Raw genomic sequence first — 18,052 nt, 5'->3', positions numbered from 1 at the left:
GATCTTCGCCGTCCAGAATGACCCGAGCGATGCCCGGGTTACAGGGACGAATTCCCGGGCATGGGCCCGCTGAATATTTGGCCGGCCTGCTGCAGCGCCTGCTCAATCTCCTTCAGAGTCTTGGGCCTCGGTCTAAGGAAGCGATCAAACTCTTCCGAGAACTCCTTACCGAACGCACGCTTCAAGCCACGGAAGAAGTCTTTATTCATCGGCCCGACATCTTTAAGCAGCTTTTCAATTCGTTCGCGTCCCACGCCATCCGGGTACTTCGTTTTGTACGAGCCGCGCTCAGAGTTGAGCTTTTTGTATGCTTTGTCGATGCTGAAGCGTTTGCCCTCCTTTTTGAATTCGGCATTAATCTTGAGTAGGTCAAAGCCCAGCTGCAAGGTGCGTTTGGCGGGCCATTGTCTCGGGCCAGGTAATGCCAAAAAAGTGCGGCACAAAACCTCTAGGAGAGTTCGCCATACGAACGGATCGGTGCCGTCTGCGAGATGGCGAGTGACGTAATATTTGCCGTGGGCAAGCTGCTTGGCCTTGGGTATTCTGTAAAGTGGCTCAAGGTCGTCATAGGTTAGCATTCCGAGATCGATAGCTAGTCCGATCCGCGGATCGTTCGTCTCGATCCCGCCGACGCGTTGATCGGCTAATCCAAGGCGTTTTGCAGTTTCTATTACAGCCGCTTGTAGCAATGGATCCATAAAGAGACCAGCAATCGAGTCCCTAGTATCGGAGTGAGTAGCAGGCTTATGCGGCAGCGATAGTTCCGACCGTTTGAGGATGGGAGCTTCGAAAAGATAGCGCCAAGGATCGCCCGACAGATCGGAGTCTGTATTCGAATCTTCCCGAGCTTTGCAGGATCTTTTATAGTTGGCCCAGAAATCTTCATAGATCTGAGCGAAGTCAGCCGCATGTTCTCTAACTTTGCCGGAGAATGTCTTATCGCCCACTGCTATTTCCCGTTTCGATGAATTCAGCCCATTCAGCCATCAGCTCTGCTCGCTTTGCGAGGAGGTCGCCTCGCCGATATGCTGCTTCTGTCTTGTCCTTGATTGTGTGCGCCAGGGCCATCTCGCAAACCTCGCGCGGGTAGTTCGTGCATTCTGAGGCCCAATCGCGAAAGGCCGACCGGAAGCCGTGGGCCGTGAAGTCAACTCCCATTCTGCGCAAGACCATCAAGAAGATCATATTCGACATGGGCGTATCGGCATGCCGCCCTGGGAAGATGAAAGAGGAGCCATCAGTCAACTCTCGCGCCGAATGTAGAACAGCAGCGGCGCGCGGTGAAAGCGGCACCCGGTGATCCCGTCCCGCCTTCATCCGTTCTGCCGGAACGAGCCAGATGTTCTTCTCCAGATCGACTTCCCCCCACTCGGCTTTGAGCACCTCATTGGTCCGGGCGGCGGTCAGTATCAGGAATTCGAATGCGAGCTGGGCAAACTGGTTGGTCGGGACTTCTGGCAGTCGGCGGACGAAGCCTGGCACATCGGCATAGGGGATGGCGGTAAAATGCCTCCGACGCTCGCTTTGTCGCGGGAGGCCCTTGATGACGCCATCGACCGGATTGTCACCAGACCGGTAGCCGGCCGCCTTGGCCCAATCTAGAATCATCGATATCCTTTGCCGGAGGCGCCGAGCGGTCTCCGGTCTCGACAGCCAGATCAGCGATAGCACCTTCAGCACGTCAGAGGTTTCCACTTGGTCGAGCCGTTTGTCTCCCATCACCGGGAAAACGTGCCGCTTGAGACTCGACATCCACTGCACTGCGTGCTTCTCGTTCCGCCAGGCCGCGCGTTGCTGATCGAGCGTGATCTGGGCCGCTTCTGCAAATGTCGGAACCACCGCTCGCGATTTTCGCCGGGCCTCGATCGGGTTGCCACCCTCCCTGGCGAGTTTTCGGAATTCAAGGGCCTTCTCCCGTGCCTCGGCCAGTGGGACGAGCCGGAGCCCGCCAAGGCCGATGTCGCGACGCTTGCCCTGGACGATAATGCGCAAGACCCACCGTTTCGCCCCGCTCGGGTCGACGACCAGGTACAATCCATTGCCATCGGCGTACCGCCCTGGTGAGGACAGGTTGTTGACGCGCAGGGCGGACAAGGCCTTGTGGGGATGCTTTCGTGAGGACGTCATGACCACAATCCATACCACAAAAATTTGTGGATTTGGCAGGTCCGCGCCGGTCTAAGTTGGACTATGCTTTCGGCTAAGATATTGAGACTATTGTCTAAGTCGGACGGGGCTGGATCGTGGTGGACTTCAGTTAGGATTCCACTCTCTCCGCCAGCTGCACGATTTTCTACGCCAAACTGCGCTATGGCGGGCCTTCGATAGGCGGCGTCCGCTCGTTGCATGGCGGAACTCGAACGTTCGGCTTGGGGCGAGCCAATTCCCGTCCTTTAACGGAAGGCTCAACTTCTCCTCGATCCAGACGGTCTTCCCCCAAGGTCGCCAACGGGATCGGATCATCCCGCACAACCTCATTGGAGTGGACCGAGCAGCCCCGGCCGTTTGGCACACGTCGGCGGGAGAAATCCAGGAGGTGAACTTCGCGATGCTCGCTCAAGCTCAGAGCGGTCTTGGCCGAACCGCGCGGCGTCGATGGGGCGAAAGCTGGCAGAGAGTCATCTTGTAGGTGCCCTTCGGCAGACTGCGCAGGGTTGCGCTCCCGTGGCTCTCCGTTTTTCCATGCCGAGGATGACAGTCTTCAGGATATTTCGCTCACACGACGCATCTTCAGACGTCGAGCACTTCCTGGACTGCCTCAAATATGTCGTCTGCCGTCCCTTCGATCTTGCTATCGGCCCAGGCTTGGTAAGCCTTGGCGTAAACCAACTTTTCGGCCCCTGGATCGCTCGTCGAGATCATCTCATCTCTGGATGCGCTCAGAGCGAGGGCTTTCACCTCCATGGCAATGGCGGTGATGAACCTCACGCGATCTTCGTGCTCGTCGAAAACATTCGCGGTCATGAGCGCTTCTCCGTATGACGGTCGGCTTGGCGGCTCCTGCTCATGCTGCACGCCGAAATGATCGGCGCTGGTCTATTTTTGCAGTTGCGAGCTACGACCGCGGCTCTCTTGCGGTTGTTCCTTCGGCCGCTCGCTCTTGCATGCGAAACAGACCGAACGTGCAACTTGAGTTCCGTTGATGGCCAACCGTTCGTGGACGTGAGGAGTCCTCATCGTACAGAACTCGCAATATGCCTGCGGCAATCGCAACGCAATTTCTCTTGAAGTGTCCACGAATCATCCCCCGTTCCCACAACATTCACTTCCCTCCTCCTTGGGGCGACTTTGAAGACAACCAGCGCGATGAGTCGTACGCTATCGTACGGACTTTGGACGTGGCGGCCTGCGGCAGCACGACGTCGAGCGAAACGGCGCGGCGGCCGCCGTGCTTCAGATCCCCGCGCGGATCAGTCCTCGTAGCTGTCGATGACCGCGTCAGCAATCGTACGCTTGGTGACGATGCCGACGATGTCAATTACCCGCGGGCGGGAGCCGCCCTGGAAGACGATGGCGGCACCGGCGCCGTGGCGCTTGAGTCTCGCAAACACCAGGCTCAGGAGGTCCTGATCGCGACAAATGACCATCCGCCGTTCGGCAAAGGTTTCGACAAACAGGTCAGGGTTGGTTTGAGATTCCATCCACAGACCCGAACGCGGCGGAATCAGCCCCACGATCCGGCCATCCCGCTCGACGACGATGGCTCGAGCGTCATCGGTATCTTCCGCGGGCAAGGCTTGCTTCAGCGTTGTGCCGGCCCTGGCTACGATAAAGCGACGCTCCATGATGTCTTGCGCCTGCTTAACCAGGTAAAGATTGATATGCCGCTCCTTGGGGATACGGTGGCCGCGATGACGCAGCTTGACCGTGTAGATCGTCTCATTGACGAGCGCGCGCCTTACGCCGGCAGCCAGCGCCACCGCGACGATCACCGGCACAATGATCGCGTAGTCACGCGTCATCTCGAACACCATGACGATGGCCGTCATCACACCGCCGGTTCCCGCGCCGACCATGGCCGCCATTCCAACGATAGCGGCCGAGGACGGCGTCAGCCCGGAATGAGGCAAGATCGAACTGGTCCCGGTCGCAAATGCCGCGCCAAGAGTGGCGCCAAGATAGAGCGAGGGAGAGAAGATCCCGCCTGAGGCCCCGCAGCCAAGGCTGACGGTGGTGGCGAGGAGCTTCAGCGCGAATAGCAGCGCAAGAAGACCCGTCGCGGTCATCTTGTGGTCTAGGATGTCCTGAATGACCGAATAGCCAACCCCATCGACGTAGGAATGGCCGAACGCGTGACTGAGTCCCACCATCATCAGGCCGATCACAGCCATGCCCACGATGTTCTGGACGTACTCGTTTCCGGACAGTTTCGGAAATCCATCCTCCATGAAAACGAGCAGCCGAATGAACGACCAGGCTGCTGCGCCGCACAGCACTCCAAGCAGGACGAACGCAACCGCCTCCTGCGGATTGAACGACGCAACCATGGGAAATTGAACGTCCGGCACCGCAAAGGCCGGGTCCGGGCCGATGAGAATTCGCCCGATCGTCGTCGCAGCGCCCGTCGCCACGACGACGGGAAGGAAGGTGCGGTTCGACACTTCCGGCAGGAGAATTTCGAGGGCGAACAGCACACCGCCAAGCGGCGTGTTGAACGTTGCGGCGATGCCCGCGCCGGCGCCCGCGGACAACAGCGTTATCTTCTGCCGCGTGGAGAGTCCGATGAATTGAGAGAAGGCCGAACCAAGCGCCGAGCCGATCTGGATGATCGGCCCCTCGCGCCCGACGGCGGCGCCGCTACCGATCGATATCGCGGAGGCCAGCGCCTTGATCACGGCGACCGTGCCGCGGATATTGCCGCGCTTGTAGAAGATCGCATCCATCACTTCGGGGACGCCGTGTCCCTTTGCTTCGGGAGCAAAGCGCCTCACGAGAAAAACGACAATCAGGCCCCCGACCATCGGGGACAACAGAACGAAGTCGCCAAAGCGGTTGGGACCCTCGCTGATATTGGCGTCGTAAACGAAACTGAGTCTGCCATTGTAAGAGACGTTGTGCACGAAGCCGATCAGGGCGCGGAACACAACCGCGCCTAGTCCAGTCATCACCCCGATAACCAAGGCGAGGCCACAAAGAACGAGCAGGCTCACCCGCCGTTCCTCCAGCAGCGATTTGCGGCCGCCGGCTGCGATCGCTTTGATATTGTCGGAAGTCAGTCCTGTGGGCATCCGGGTCACACGAAATGGCTCAAGGTGGGGATCGCAAGATACGGACTGGTCGGCCATAAAAGCGTTCCGGACGCCGTCCGCACTGGGCAACAGGGACTTGGACGGCTTTGACGCAGAGTGCAGCGTCAGGGCAAGTGCTAATCGATCGCCCTTCTGCTGAACAATGGCCAACTATACTGCGGAAGTTCCAAGGAATCTGTGATGTCACGCCCGATAGCGAGCCTGGCCAGGCCGGGAAGAGCAAACGCTTTGACCACCAAGTTGCGGAATCGCAGCCCGAACTCTGTCTTCGGTGCAAAAGCACCGGCAAAGCGCTCGGCTCCACGCTGCTTGGCATTGATGTAGCTTCGCAACAATGTTTCGTATCTCCGAAATGCGAGTTGATACTGCCCGTCTGCAGCTGCGAGTTCACCGGCAAGGACGTAAGCCGAGATCATTGCCAGCGCCGAGCCCTGCCCGGCCAGCAGCGAGACGCAGAATGCCGCGTCTCCCACCAGCGCGATGCGGCCGTGGGACCAGTTTTGCATCCGGATCTGACTGACGCTGTCGAAATAGAGCGACTCAGTTTGCTCGAGTTCGGCCAGAATCTTGCAGCATTCCCAGCCATCGTGCCGATAGAGGTCGTCGAGGAGCGCCTTCTGGGCATCCATCGTGGTGGGCAACTCCTCTCTCGTCGAAAGGAAAACAAACAGAAACAGCGTGCGATCGTCGCGCAACGTGAAACGACCGAGCATCCGGCCCGGTCGTCCGTACATCAGATAAATATCCTCGTCGCGAGGGCGATAGCCGCGCGCCTCGAACGCCGCGACGGCATAGCCCAGGTGCTTTTCGAACCTGGATTGCGGTCCGAAGGCGAGTGCGCGCGTACGCGAATGCAATCCGTCCGCGCCAATCACGAGATCGAATCGTCGTTCACGCTCGCGCTCGAACCGGACCCGGACGCAATCCGCCTGCTCTTCCAAGGCGACGATCGTATCGCCGAAGATGCTTTCGACCTGTCCCTGTGATCTCTCAAACAGCAGCCGGGAAAGGTCGCTTCGTTGGAGCGTCACATAGCGCCCGGCAGTCAATTCCGAGAATATCGCTGCGCCGAATCCGGCAACGGACCGGCCCCCGCCGTCTACAATGCGCATCTCCCGCATATGATAACCGACGCGATTGATGTCGCCGAGCAGACCCATGCGCTCCGCGAGATCATAGCCAAGCCCCCAAACGTCGATGACATAGCCACCTTGGCGCAAGGCCGGGGCCCGCTCAACGAGCGTTGGCTCGAAATCGGCCGCCTTCAACCAATATGCGAGCGCAGGCCCCGCGATCCCGGCGCCGGAAATCAAGGCGGTTCTCATGAGGTGGACCAACTTCGCTGATCGAGCGTCCTGTTGCACGTTGGTAACGCATGGACAAATTTTGCGGGCTATCAGCAACAGCGCTTATAGGATGCAAAGTGGAATAGTCGGTACGCTATCGTACGCAGTACAGCGGAGCTTGGTGTGGTTGGCCGCTCCTGGCTCTGTTCTTCGATGGATCATCGAGATGGAGCAGCAGCGGCGAGCTGGCGGTGGCACGGGCGACCATGCCGCTCGTGTTCTACGACAAGGCGGCGTCTGCCAAAGCGTCGGCGCAGATCGCGTTGCCGCTCAATCTGCTGTCGGCCGTCTGGGCGCCTGTCCTGGCTGCGCTGCTCACCAGCTATGGCGGCAACGCGTCGCTGGGGTGACCTTCGCTTGCTCCTCCGCCGCCCCGCTCATGCTGTTGCTGCTTCGCCGGCGGCGACCGGCGCACGTCATGGCCGGCACGTGGTCCGAGCCCCCTCATCGGTGACAGGACGCAATTCCGAAACAGCGGGGCTCGTGCGGCTCGAATGCTCTAAAACCAGCACTGTGGCGCGTGTCGCGCGCCCTCTCCTGTAGTGCCCTCGCCCAGAAATGCCCCCCGTCATCGCCGATCCCTCCCTCCTGCGCGTCCTGATCGTCCTCGCCGTCACGCAGCTCATCGCCTGGGGCACGCTCAGCCTGCCGGCGGTGATCGGCCGGGCCATGGCAGCGGATCTGGAGATGGACCTCACGGCGATCTTCGCCAGCACGACCGTGCTGTACATGTCGATGGGGCTGTGCTCGCCGCTGCTGGCGCGGCCGTTCGTCAAGCAGGGCGGCCGACGCGTCATGATCGCTGGCACGGTGCTGGCCGCACCCGGCTATGCGCTGCTGTCGACCGCGCAGGGGCCGCTGACCTATTATGCGGCGTGGCTGCTGCTCGGCATCGCCGGCAGCGCCACGCTCTCGACCGCCTCCTACATCGTGCTCAACGAGATCGCGGGCCTGCGCGCGCGCAGCGCCATCGGCGCACTGATGCTGGTCACGGGGCTGTCGAGCAGCATCTTCTGGCCGGTGACCTCGGCCCTCTCGGCGCATATCGGCTGGCGCAGCACCTGTCTCGTCTATGCCGGTCTGCTGCTCTTGGTCTCGCTGCCGCTGTTCGTGTTCCTGCTGCCGCGGCGCGTCCATGATCATCTGCCGCCGTCCTCGGATGCGGCAGCGTCCGCCCCCGCATCGACGCCGACGCGTAGCACCTTCTATCTGCTGGTCGGCGCCTCCGGCCTCAACGCCTTCGTCGCGTTCGGAATGGGGGCGGTGCTGATCGAGCTGTTGAAGGCCGAAGGCCTGTCGGCGGCCGAGGCGGTCGGCTTCGGCTCGATGCTGGGCGTGATCCAGATCAGCGCCCGCGCCATCGATTTTCTCGGCGGCGGCCGCTGGGACGGCATCAGCACCGCGATCGTCGCCGGACTGGCGCTGCCGGTGGCAATGCTGCTGCTGATGCTGAGCGACGGCTCGCATGCCGCGATCGGCGGCTTCATCCTGATCTACGGGCTCGGCAGCGGTGCGCTCGCCGTGGCGCGGGCCACGATGCCGCTGGTGTTCTACGACAAGGCCGCGTTCGCCAAGGCGTCAGCCCAGATCGGACTGCCGCTCAACCTGCTGTCGGCGGTGTCGGCGCCCATCCTGGTCGAGCTCCTGACCCGCTACGGCAGCAACGCGCCGCTGGCGCTGAGCCTGGCCTGCTCATGCGCGGCCGTGGTCATCCTGCTGCTGCTGCGGCGGCGCCGTCCGATGCGCGCGGCGGTCTCGTCCTGAGGCGTTCGACTGAGTCGCCCGTCGGGCCGGTCATGGGCTCGGCGGGAAGCGCCGGACCGCGGGACAGGCCGCGTCCGTCCTGCGCCAAAACACGAAGTTCGTTCGTTGCGTCAACGACATCGCCCCGGTGGCGCCCGTCTGCGCAAATTTGTTCTTTCGTTTTATCGGAATTTATGGTTCTCTATCGCCGTCCCGCCTCATCGACGAGGGGCGCTGCGCATCGTCAGGAGCGTTGGGGTGGGATGTGATGGACGGGCGGGCGCCGACTGACGAGCGGCGCCGGCACGGACGGTCAAGTCGCATGGTCCTGGCATCCCGACGCTGATGCCTGCGTGGCGTGCCTTTGGCGCGTCGTCGCAAACGGGGGCAAGAACGCCGGTCCCCGGGGAGAGTGCGAAGCAGCCGTAACACCATTGCGCAGGGAAGGCCGGGCAAACCCGGCTGAACCTGTGGTTCCTGCCCCGTGCATTCCTTTCCGCACGGGGGCCGCAGGAATCAGCCGATGCCTGGTCTTCCCTGCGCCCTCGATGACGTGAGGGCTTCGCTGCACAAAGCTCGGGCGCCTGACGCGTCGCGACGACGAAACTCCGTGGGAACTCGACACCTGACCCACCGGAACTGGCAGGGAACCGGCCGTCTCCTTGGACGATACCTTTGATTATCGCATGTTAATTCGAACGATCGCCACCCCGGGTCGGGTTGGTTGTTCTCTGGCCTGAGTTCGCGTGAGTGGATGATTTGTCCAAAAACTAATTAGTTCGCCGGGGTTCGGGCGGCACGGATAGCAAACCATTAATGTACGGTTGGTATCGTGCATACAGTCCACGCAACGAGAACCAGAAAATGCGACACCTGACTGTCTATCAGCGTCTCGCGGCGATCATCGCCGTGATGTCGATCGCACTGTTCGCCGTCTCCGCCATGCAGATCCTGATGCTGCGCGGAACCGTTCTCGAGGAGCGGCAGACCATGGTCCGCAACCTCGTCGAGTCCGCCGTCAAGGTGCTGAGCTATTATGACGCCGCTGCGACAGCCGGCAAGATGGCGCCGGAGCAGGCGCGGCAGCAGGCTTACGCCGCGATCGGCGCCATGCGCTGGGGCCAATACAACGACTATCTCGGCGTCTACGGAACAGGATCGTCGGATGCGGGCGTGACCTACGTCCACGCCAACCCGAAATACATCAACGTCAACCGCTGGGACTTCAAGGATTCCACCGGCAAGCTCCTGATCCAGGACATCGTCCGCATGGCCCGCGCCGGCGGTGGATTCGTCGAGTACAAGGTGCCGCGTGCCGGGGGCACGACCGAGCTGCCGAAGATGTCCTATGTCGGCGCCTATGGCAGCGGAGACAAGATGCTGGCGATCCAGGCCGGCGTGTATGTCGACGACGTCGATGCGGTCGTCTATCAGCGCGCGATGTGGGCCGGCTTCGGCGCGCTTGCCGGTCTGCTGGTTGCCGCGATCGTCGCCTTCTGGCTCGGACGCAGCGTCGTCGTTCCGCTCGACCGCACCTGCGCCGTGATGGACGAGCTGAGCAAGGGCAATCTGAGCTTCGAGGTGCCGTTCACCGATCGCCGGAACGAGATCGGCCGCATGGCGCGCAGCCTGCAGATCTTCAAGGAGCATCTCGCCGAGAGCGAGCGGCTCCGGGCCGAGCAGGAGCAGTCCAAGCAGCAGGCCGCCGAGGAGCGCCGTACGGTGCTGGTGCGGATCGCCGACGAGTTCGAGCGCTCGATCGGGGGCGTGATCCAGACCACCGCGACCGCCGCCGGCGAGCTGCAGACCTCGGCACAGTCGATGTCGAGCATCGTCTCCGGCACCACCGACCAGAGCGCGAAGGTGGCCGCGGCCGCGGAGCAGACCGCCAGGAACGTGCAGACGGTGTCGGCATCCGCCGAGCAACTGTCGTCATCGATCCAGGAGATCGCCAAGCAGGTTACGCAGTCGTCGTCGATCGCCCAGAACGCGGTCGGGCAGGCGACGCGGACGGAGGCGATGGTCGACCGGCTGGTCCACGCCTCGCAGAAGATCGGCGAGGTCATGGCGCTGATCCAGACCATCGCCGGCCAGACCAACCTGCTGGCGCTGAACGCCACCATCGAATCGGCGCGTGCCGGCGAGGCCGGCAAGGGCTTCGCGGTGGTCGCCAACGAGGTCAAGGCGCTGTCGGCGCAGACCGCCAAGGCGACCGAGGAGATCACCAGCCAGATCGAAGCCATCCGCGACGCCACCGGCTCCACCGTCAACGCCATCCGCGAGATCGGCGCGACCATCGGCCAGATGAACGAGATCACCGACGCGATCGCGGCCGCGGTTGAGGAGCAGGGCGCGGCGACGAAGGAAATCGCCCGCAGCGTGCAGCAGGCGGCGCAGGGCACGCAGGGCGTCATGCAGCACATCGTCGGCGTGCGCGAGGCGTCCGGCCAGGTCGGCGCCGCGGCGGCGCAGGTGCTGAGCGCAGCCTCCCAGCTCGGCAGTCAGTCGGATCAGCTCAAGACCCAGACCGGACGATTCCTCGGCAACGTCCGCGCGGCGTGACGCCGGCGGCGGATGGTGACAGCTCACCCTCCGCCGATCGCCACGAGGCGGTCGAGCAGTGTGGCCTGGGCCGGATTGATCCGGACCCTCGCCTCGGCGAGGTCGAACCAGGCGGCGCGGTCGACCTCGGGAAAACGCTGGAGACGGCCGCTGCGCGGCGGCCATTCGAGCTCGAATGCGTTGCTGGTGATGCCGCCGGCATCGAGATCGGTCTCGGCGGCGAATGCCTCGACCACCTTGCCGCCGCGCTGCTTGATCTCGCCGAGCGGGACGAGCGGCACCGTCAGCGCGGTGCCAAGCTCCTCGGCGAATTCGCGCCGCGCCACGGCTTCGGCCGCCTCGCCGGCGCCGAATTCGCCCTTCGGGATCGACCAGGCGCCGAGATCCTTGTGGCGCCAGAACGGGCCGCCGGGATGCACCAGCAGTACTTCCAATCCGTCGGCGGTCCTGCGAAACGCGAGCACGCCCGCGCTGCGCGCCGGCATGCCGCTACGCCTCGCCGGTGCGCTGGATGAGATCGCGCTCCCAGCCGAACACCGAGCGGCCGTCGAGCTCGGGCGAGGCGGCGCGCTCGGTGGCGATGTAGGCCTCGAGCGAGGGGCCGGTCGCGCTGCGCTCCAGCCGGCGCGCTTGGTCGTCGAGCCGCTTCAGGGCCGACAGCGCCTCGTCGCGGCCGAGCCTGGCGTTGCCGACGGCTGATTTGAGCACGCGGATGGTCTCGTCATAGACCTTGATCGGCACCGGATAGGGATGCCGGTCCTTGCCGCCATGCGCCAGCGAGAACCGCGCCGGATCGCTGAATCGATAGGGCGCGCCGTGCACGACCTCGGCGACCATGGCGAGCGAGCGCACGGTGCGGGCGCCGACGCCCGGCGTCAGCAGCAGGTCGGGAAAGTCGACGGGACCGCGCTCGGCCGCGGCAGCGAGCGTGCCGTGGAGGCGGCGGGCGAACACGTCCTTCGGCCTGACGTCGTGATGATCAGGCATGACCAGATGCGGCAGCAGGCCTTGGGCGGGCTCCGGCGTGCTCAGCCGCTCGAACTCGGTGACGACCCGGTCGGGGCCGAGATCGGTGAGCAGCTCGAGCTGCGCGTCGCGCGACGGCGCGGCGCGCTTGTCGGTGAGGTTGACGATCTCGCCCTGGACGGGACCATCGATGGCGCTGTGCGGCGCGTCGACGAAGCTCGCAAGCTCGCGCGAGTGCCAGTGATAGCGCCGCGCTTGGCGGGCGTCGCCATTCATGCCCTGCTGCACCACGGTCCATTTGCCGTCCGCGGTGACGAAGAAGCCGTGCAGATAGAGGTCGAAGCCGTCCTGCACCGCGGCGCTGTCGACCTTGGCGACCAGCTTGCTGGTCCGCACCAGCTCCTCGCCGTCGAGGCCGAGCCGGTCGCTGAGCAGGCGCAACTCGTCGGGCGTCTTGCGCGAGTGTTCGCCGCGGCCGCCGCAGACGTAGATGCCGAGCTCGCCGGACAGCGGCTTCAGTCCGCGCTTCAGCGCGCCGATCACGCTGGTGGTGATGCCGGAGGAATGCCAGTCCATGCCCATCACGGCGCCGAACGACTGGAACCAGAACGGATGCGACATCCGCGCCAGGAATTCGTCGCGGCCGTAATGATGCACGATCGCCTGGGTGATGATGGCGCCAAGCGAGGCCATGCGCATGCCGAGCCAGGCCGGCACGCGTCCGGAATGGAGCGGAAGATCGGCGCTGCCGGTACGTCGGGCCATCGGAACCTTGCAGAGGAGGCGTGTCGCACCAATCTAACAGAAGGCGCGCCGATGCGCGATCGATCCGATGTCGGGCGGACTTTGGCGTTAGCCGGTCTGCCCGAGATGGGCGATCCAGTTCCTGAACAGCGTCTGTGCAGCGCTTTCGGCGGCGAGGTCAGGCCGCAACGTCAACCCCGGAAGCTCGGCCGCCAGCGTCGGGTCGCGCCTTTCCTTGGCCCGCCACTCGAACGCGTTGAGCACCGCCTCGCTCTCGGCGCTGAAGTAGGATTTCGGCAGCCGCGGATAGTCGTCGCGCTGACCGGCGAGAAACCGCGCGATGTCGCGCATGTATTCGCGCTGCAGGGAGAGCGCGTCATATTCGGGATGGCCCTGGAAGAACACGAACCGGCTTGGCATCGAGCGCGCGAAGATGTCGACGCCGACCTCGTCAGACCGGGTCAGGATGTCGTAGCCGCGCTCCGCCAGCAGCGGCTCGTTGACGGCGTTGAGGCGGGAGTGCGGCACTTGGAGCGGCAAATGGATGCCGTGCGTGAGCCAGTCGTCCTGGACCTTCTCGCAGTCGAAGATGCCGGAGCATTTGCTCGCCAGCCGCTGCCGCTCGATGTCGTCGAGATGCAGCACGGCCGCGTGGGCCGCGAGACAGGACCAGATCGTCGAGCGGGTGTTGGTTCTGGCCCAGTCGATGACCGAGGTGAGGTCCGACCAATAAGGCTCGTCGCGCAAGGCCGCCGCGACGGGCTCGGCGCCGGTCACGATCAGGCCGTCGATGCCGAGCCGGTCGAGCGACCCGATGTCGGCGTAGGACTGGGCGACGTGGTGCCTCGCCGCCTGCGAGCGCATGATGGAGGGCAGCGAGAAGCAGTGCAGGCGGATGCGGACGTGCCGCGGCGCGCACTGTTGCAGCAGGCGGGCGATCTGGAGATCGGTCGCCTTCAAGGCGCTGTCCGGCATGTTGTTGACGAGGCCGATCGAAAGCTCGATCGGGCGCCGGCCCCGGTCGTCGAACTCGGCGGGCGCGAGGGCAGGGCTCGCGATCCTGCGATGTCGGTCGAACAGCAGGGTCATCGGCTGATCGCTCTACTCCGCCGCATCCAATTGACGCGGGCGAGGGCAGGCCTGGGCGAGCGCCTGGTCGAGATCCTCGATGATGTCGCTGACATGCTCGATGCCGATCGACAGCCGGATCGTCTCGGGAAGGACGCCCGCCTTGCGCTGGTCGTCCGGCGGCATCTGCCGATGCGTGGTCGATGCGGGATGGCAGGCCAGCGACTTCGCATCGCCGATATTGACCAGCCGCGTGACCAGCTTCAGGGCGTCGTAGAACGCCTTGCCGGCCTCCATGCCGCCGTTGATCCCGAACGTGAACAGCGACGACGCGCGACCGTCGAGATATTTCTGGACCAGCGGGTAATAGCGGCTGTCGGCGAAGCCCGCGTAGTTGACCCATGCCACGCGCGGATCGTTGCGGAGGAATTCGGCGACCTTGCGCGCATTCTCGACGTGACGCTCCATGCGCAGCGCGACGGTCTCGATGCCCTGCAGCAGCAGGAAGGCATTGAACGGCGACAGCACCGCGCCCATGGTGCGCTGATAGACGCTGCGCGCGCGCTGGATGTAGGCGCTGCGGCCGAAATGATCGGCGTAGACCATCCCGTGATAGGACGCATCGGGCTGGGTAAAGGCGGGAAAGCGGTCGGCGTGATCCTTCCAGGGGAAGTTGCCGCTGTCGACCAGCATGCCACCCAGCGTCGTGCCATGGCCGCCGAGAAATTTGGTCAGCGAATGCACCGCGATGTCGGCGCCGTAGTCGAACGGCCGCAGCAGGATCGGTGTCGCGACGGTGTTGTCGACGATCAGTGGCACGCCGTTGCGATGCGCGACCTTGGCCAACGCCTCGATGTCGCAGACATTGCCGGCGGGGTTGCCGATCGTCTCCGCGAACACCGCCTTGGTGTTGTCGTCGATGAGACGCTCGATGGCGTCGGGCGCATCGCTGTCGGCAAAGCGTCCAGTGATGCCTTGACGCGGCAGGATGTGACCGAGCAGCGTGTGCGTGGTGCCGTAGAGCTGCGGCACCGAAACGATGTTGCCGCCGCCATCGGCGAGGTTGACGAATGCAAAGTGGAGCGCCGCCTGCCCGGTGCCGACGGCGAGCGCGCCGACGCCGCCCTCGAGCTCGCTGACGCGCTTCTCGAGCACCGCCGTGGTCGGATTGGAGATGCGGCTGTAGCGGTAGCCCTCGGCTTCGAGATTGAACAGGGCGGCGCCGTGGTCGGCGCTGTCGAAGGCGTAGGCGGCGGTCTGATAGATCGGAACCGCGACGGCCTTGGTGGTCGCCTCCGGCTCATAGCCTGCGTGGATTGCAATCGTCTCGTTGCGCATCGGCGATCTCCACGCTCGCTTCGACCAATGCGGCGAGCTGCTCGTATTCCGCGAGTGGTGTCGTTGTAGGAGCGCAGGCGTAAAGCGGGCAATAATTCGCGACAAGAACGACGAAATAACCCTAACGAGATGTGGCCGAAGAACTTCGAATTAGCGCATAGAAGAAACCCGCAGCAGCGACCGGATCTGCTGCCCGACCAGCTCCAGCGCGACCTTGGCCTGCGGCAGGATCGCACCGAGCGCGTGGAAATTGTGGACCATGCCGTCGTGACAGACATGCGCGACCGTGACGCCGGCCTCCGCCAGCCGTGCCGCATAGGCATTTCCCTCGTCACGCATCGGATCGAACTCTGCGGTGTGGATCACGGCGGGCGGAAGCCCGGCCAGCGTCTCGCGGCACAGCGGCGATATCAGTGGATGCGCGACATCGGTCTTGCCGTCCAGACAGTCGCCGAGGTCGGCCTGCCAGGTCGCCCTGTTGATCAGGTAGCCGGTGCCGAACAGCTCGCGCGACGGCCAGGGGCTGGAAAAATCGAGCACCGGGCAGATCAGGCACTGCAGCGCGATTCTGAGAGGGCTGTCGCCGGCGGCCTGCTGACAAACGGCGGCCGCGAGCGTGGCGCCCGCGGAATCGCCGCCGAGCACAATGCGATTGCCGTCGATGCCGAGTGCGGCCGCGTGATCGATCGCGAAGTGAACGGCAGCGATCGCATCCTCGATCGCTGCCGGGAACGGGTGCTCGGGCGCGAGGCGGTAGTCGATCGAGAGCAGCCGGCAGCGCGAGGCGGCGGCAAGCGCAGCGGCGACCTTGTCGTGTGTGTCGATGCTGCCCGCCACGAGACCGCCGCCATGAAAGTATACGAAGCCAGGCGGCATCCCGAGATCGTCCGGACCCGCTGCCGGCGTGTACAGGCGGTAGCGAAGCTGCCCGGAGGGACCGGAGAAATCGCCATCCCGCGTGATGACGGCGCCGCAGTCGTTCCGCGCGAACTGCATCAGCTTGGCCAGCGACTGCCGGCGTTGCCCGACACTCGGATGCTGCCGGCTTTCCGGCATAGCGGCAGCTACCATCGAAAGCAGGCGCCGGGCGCGAGGGTCGAGCGGCATGACAGCTCCAGTTAACCAAGGCAGCGACCATTGTGCCCATCAGCAGTGAATCGATCATGAGCGGCAGGCCGCGACGGGGAAATCCTTAAAATCTTCACGCCAGAAGTGCAGACAACGATCGATGCCGAACGGGAGCGCCGCCATGACCCACATCGTCAAGCCTGTCAGCTACTCGCAGACCTGGACCTTCTTCGACGGCGAATGGCGCGAGGGCAATGCGCCGATCATGGGCGTACGGACCCACGCGACCTGGCTCGCATCGACCGTGTTCGACGGGGCGCGCGCGTTCGAAGGCGTGACGCCCGATCTCGATCGGCACTGCGCGCGTGTGAATCAGTCCGCGATCAATTTCCGGCTCAAACCCGTGGTGGACGTCGAGACCTGGATGGGGCTGGCGCGGGAAGGGATCGCGCGGTTCGGAGCGGGAGCCGAGCTCTACATCCGCCCGATGTACTGGGCGCAGCATGGCGCCGGCGGCGGTGTCCTGTTCGATCCCGACACCACCAATTGGTGCCTGTGCATCTATGAGGCGCCGATGCCGCAGCCAACGGGCAACGCCATCACGCTGTCGCCATTCCGAAGGCCGACGGCCGAATGCGCGCCGGTCGACGCCAAGGCGGCATGCCTCTATCCGAACAATTCGCGCGCGCTGATCGAAGCGGCCTCGCGCGGCTTCAACAACTGCCTGATGCTGGATCTGCTCGGCAACGTCGCGGAGTTCGGCAATGCCAACGTGTTCATGGTCAAGGATGGCGTTGTCTTCACGCCGGTGCCGAACGGGACCTTCCTCAACGGGATCACGCGACAGCGCGTGATCGAATTGCTGCGAGGCGATGGTGTGAGTGTGGTCGAGACGACGCTCCGATATGACGATTTCCTGAACGCCGACGAGATATTCTCGTCGGGCAACTTCGCCAAGGTCGCGCCGGTGATCCGCATCGACGACCGGACGCTGCCAATCGGTCCCGTCTTCAGCCGCGCACGCAGGCTGTACTGGGACTATGCCCACCGGGTCAGGGCCGCGGCATAGGTCAGGACCCATAGACGGGAAGTTCGGTATCGCTGAGATCGCCGAGCCGCCCCGGCTCCGGTCCCTTGACGTATTTGCGGCCGCGGCGTTCGGTGTAGACGCCGTAGAGCCCGGCAATCGGCCCGTCGGCGTCGACGACGACGGACACGCGTCCGCGCGGCAGCAGGAAACGGCCCACGGCGCCGGCGCAGGCAACATAGTCGGAGGTGCCGCGGCAGTAGATCAGCTGCATTGCCGGCAATGCGAACCGTCCTTGCCGGACCCGGAGCTGCTGCAACACCAACGGAATCGGGCCATGCTTCGACCGGACCACGATGCTGAGGCAGCCATAGCCTGCGTGGCGGATCAGCAGGTCAGCCTCGCTGGGCGGAAGTCCATCGAGCGCCTGGGCGTCAGCGGCGACCTGCTCCACTTGCGCGCCGCGGCCGGCAAATGACATGGCGGGCACTGAAAAGAACAAGCCGTGACAATAGGGACGAAAGCCCTGCGCCTCGATGATCGGCCAGGTCCGGCGCGCGGCGCTGATGTTGATGTAGGTCACCCCAGGCAAACGCTGTGCGATCCGGGTCAGCATCGTCGCATAGTTGCGAAACGACGGCTCGACATACCAGCTCGACAGGTTGCACCAGATCTGCGGCTGCGCGGGTGTGCCCCGGTTGCTGTAGATCAGCAACAACACGCCGACGGCCGTGCCGTCGTTCTCGAGCAGATAGCCATAGCGGGGATAGCCTTCGGGCGCCGGACGCGTCGTCTGTCGGTGCAGGCCCGTGGCCCAATACGCGCGGGACCGCCGCGGAAATCCGCGCGTGAGCAGATCGGCGACCGCGTCGAGATCGGGCTCCCCGATCTCCCGGCAGCGGATCAGCGGCTTGCGCGCGGTCATGAGATTGTCTGCCGAT

Annotated in this window: 14 protein-coding genes and 1 pseudogene; 4 read left to right on the top strand and 11 right to left on the bottom strand. The window is 64.0% G+C overall.

Features of this window, described 5'->3' with window-relative positions; genetic code table 11:
* Positions 1-38: 38 nt before the first annotated feature.
* The 5 genes from ACQR1X_RS11435 to ACQR1X_RS11415 all read right to left on the bottom strand — a co-directional run bounded on the left by ACQR1X_RS11435 (position 39) and on the right by ACQR1X_RS11415 (position 6,562).
* Positions 39-947, bottom strand: a complete 909-nt coding sequence (locus tag ACQR1X_RS11435) for a hypothetical protein (protein WP_434898851.1) — start codon at positions 945-947, stop codon at positions 39-41.
* Positions 937-2,127 carry a tyrosine-type recombinase/integrase gene (locus ACQR1X_RS11430; protein ID WP_434898850.1) on the bottom strand — a complete coding sequence of 397 codons (1,191 nt, stop codon included), beginning with the start codon at positions 2,125-2,127 and terminating at the stop codon, positions 937-939. Before ACQR1X_RS11430 ends, ACQR1X_RS11435 begins: the two co-directional genes overlap by 11 nt.
* Positions 2,128-2,730: 603 nt before the next feature.
* On the bottom strand, positions 2,731-2,964 hold the full coding sequence (locus ACQR1X_RS11425) for a hypothetical protein (protein ID WP_316238044.1): 234 nt from the start codon (positions 2,962-2,964) through the stop codon (positions 2,731-2,733).
* Positions 2,965-3,410: 446 nt separating this feature from the next.
* The gene (locus ACQR1X_RS11420) at positions 3,411-5,285 is read right to left on the bottom strand and encodes a chloride channel protein (protein ID WP_434898849.1); all 1,875 of its coding nucleotides are present in this window, start codon (positions 5,283-5,285) and stop codon (positions 3,411-3,413) included.
* Between the two features lie 80 nt (positions 5,286-5,365).
* Positions 5,366-6,562: an FAD-binding domain gene (locus ACQR1X_RS11415; RefSeq protein WP_434898848.1), complete on the bottom strand. Its 1,197-nt coding sequence runs from the start codon at positions 6,560-6,562 to the stop codon at positions 5,366-5,368.
* Between the two features lie 209 nt (positions 6,563-6,771).
* Between ACQR1X_RS11415 and ACQR1X_RS11410 the strand changes: the two are divergent.
* The 3 genes and pseudogenes from ACQR1X_RS11410 to ACQR1X_RS11400 all read left to right on the top strand — a co-directional run.
* A pseudogene (locus tag ACQR1X_RS11410) lies at positions 6,772-7,049 on the top strand (MFS transporter); the annotation flags it as partial.
* Positions 7,050-7,153: 104 nt separating this feature from the next.
* Positions 7,154-8,359 carry an MFS transporter gene (locus tag ACQR1X_RS11405; protein WP_434898847.1) on the top strand — a complete coding sequence of 402 codons (1,206 nt, stop codon included), beginning with the start codon at positions 7,154-7,156 and terminating at the stop codon, positions 8,357-8,359.
* Positions 8,360-9,202: 843 nt separating this feature from the next.
* Complete coding sequence (locus tag ACQR1X_RS11400; RefSeq protein ID WP_434881456.1) at positions 9,203-10,900, top strand: methyl-accepting chemotaxis protein; 1,698 nt, start codon at positions 9,203-9,205, stop codon at positions 10,898-10,900.
* Between the two features lie 23 nt (positions 10,901-10,923).
* Here the strand turns inward: ACQR1X_RS11400 and ACQR1X_RS11395 are convergent, their stop codons facing one another.
* The 5 genes from ACQR1X_RS11395 to ACQR1X_RS11375 all read right to left on the bottom strand — a co-directional run bounded on the left by ACQR1X_RS11395 (position 10,924) and on the right by ACQR1X_RS11375 (position 16,123).
* Positions 10,924-11,385 (bottom strand): NUDIX domain-containing protein, encoded by a 462-nt coding sequence (locus ACQR1X_RS11395; protein WP_315801700.1) that lies wholly within the window; start codon positions 11,383-11,385, stop codon positions 10,924-10,926.
* Positions 11,386-11,389: 4 nt separating this feature from the next.
* Positions 11,390-12,631 carry a DUF763 domain-containing protein gene (locus ACQR1X_RS11390; RefSeq protein WP_434898846.1) on the bottom strand — a complete coding sequence of 414 codons (1,242 nt, stop codon included), beginning with the start codon at positions 12,629-12,631 and terminating at the stop codon, positions 11,390-11,392.
* 87 nt (positions 12,632-12,718) lie between these two features.
* Positions 12,719-13,699 (bottom strand): homoserine O-succinyltransferase MetA, encoded by a 981-nt coding sequence (gene metA / locus ACQR1X_RS11385; RefSeq protein WP_315801698.1) that lies wholly within the window; start codon positions 13,697-13,699, stop codon positions 12,719-12,721.
* A 12-nt stretch (positions 13,700-13,711) separates the two neighbouring features.
* Positions 13,712-15,016, bottom strand: a complete 1,305-nt coding sequence (locus ACQR1X_RS11380; protein WP_315801697.1) for an O-acetylhomoserine aminocarboxypropyltransferase/cysteine synthase family protein — start codon at positions 15,014-15,016, stop codon at positions 13,712-13,714.
* A gap of 150 nt (positions 15,017-15,166) precedes the next feature.
* Positions 15,167-16,123, bottom strand: a complete 957-nt coding sequence (locus tag ACQR1X_RS11375) for an alpha/beta hydrolase (protein ID WP_434898845.1) — start codon at positions 16,121-16,123, stop codon at positions 15,167-15,169.
* Between the two features lie 142 nt (positions 16,124-16,265).
* On the opposite strand from ACQR1X_RS11375, the gene ACQR1X_RS11370 reads away from it, so the two are divergent.
* A complete protein-coding gene (locus tag ACQR1X_RS11370; protein ID WP_316179334.1) occupies positions 16,266-17,153 on the top strand; it encodes a branched-chain amino acid aminotransferase in 888 nt (295 codons plus the stop codon).
* Position 17,154: 1 nt separating this feature from the next.
* On the opposite strand, the gene ACQR1X_RS11365 is transcribed toward ACQR1X_RS11370, so the two are convergent.
* Complete coding sequence (locus ACQR1X_RS11365; protein WP_434898844.1) at positions 17,155-18,036, bottom strand: acyl-CoA acyltransferase; 882 nt, start codon at positions 18,034-18,036, stop codon at positions 17,155-17,157.
* Between the last annotated feature and the right edge of the window lie 16 nt (positions 18,037-18,052).

It is taken from the genome of Bradyrhizobium sp. HKCCYLRH3073 (genome assembly GCF_051167995.1).
GTDB lineage: Bacteria > Pseudomonadota > Alphaproteobacteria > Rhizobiales > Xanthobacteraceae > Bradyrhizobium.
The sequence above is the reverse complement of the archived record's forward strand: the minus strand, read 5'-3'. Positions and strand labels throughout refer to the sequence as shown.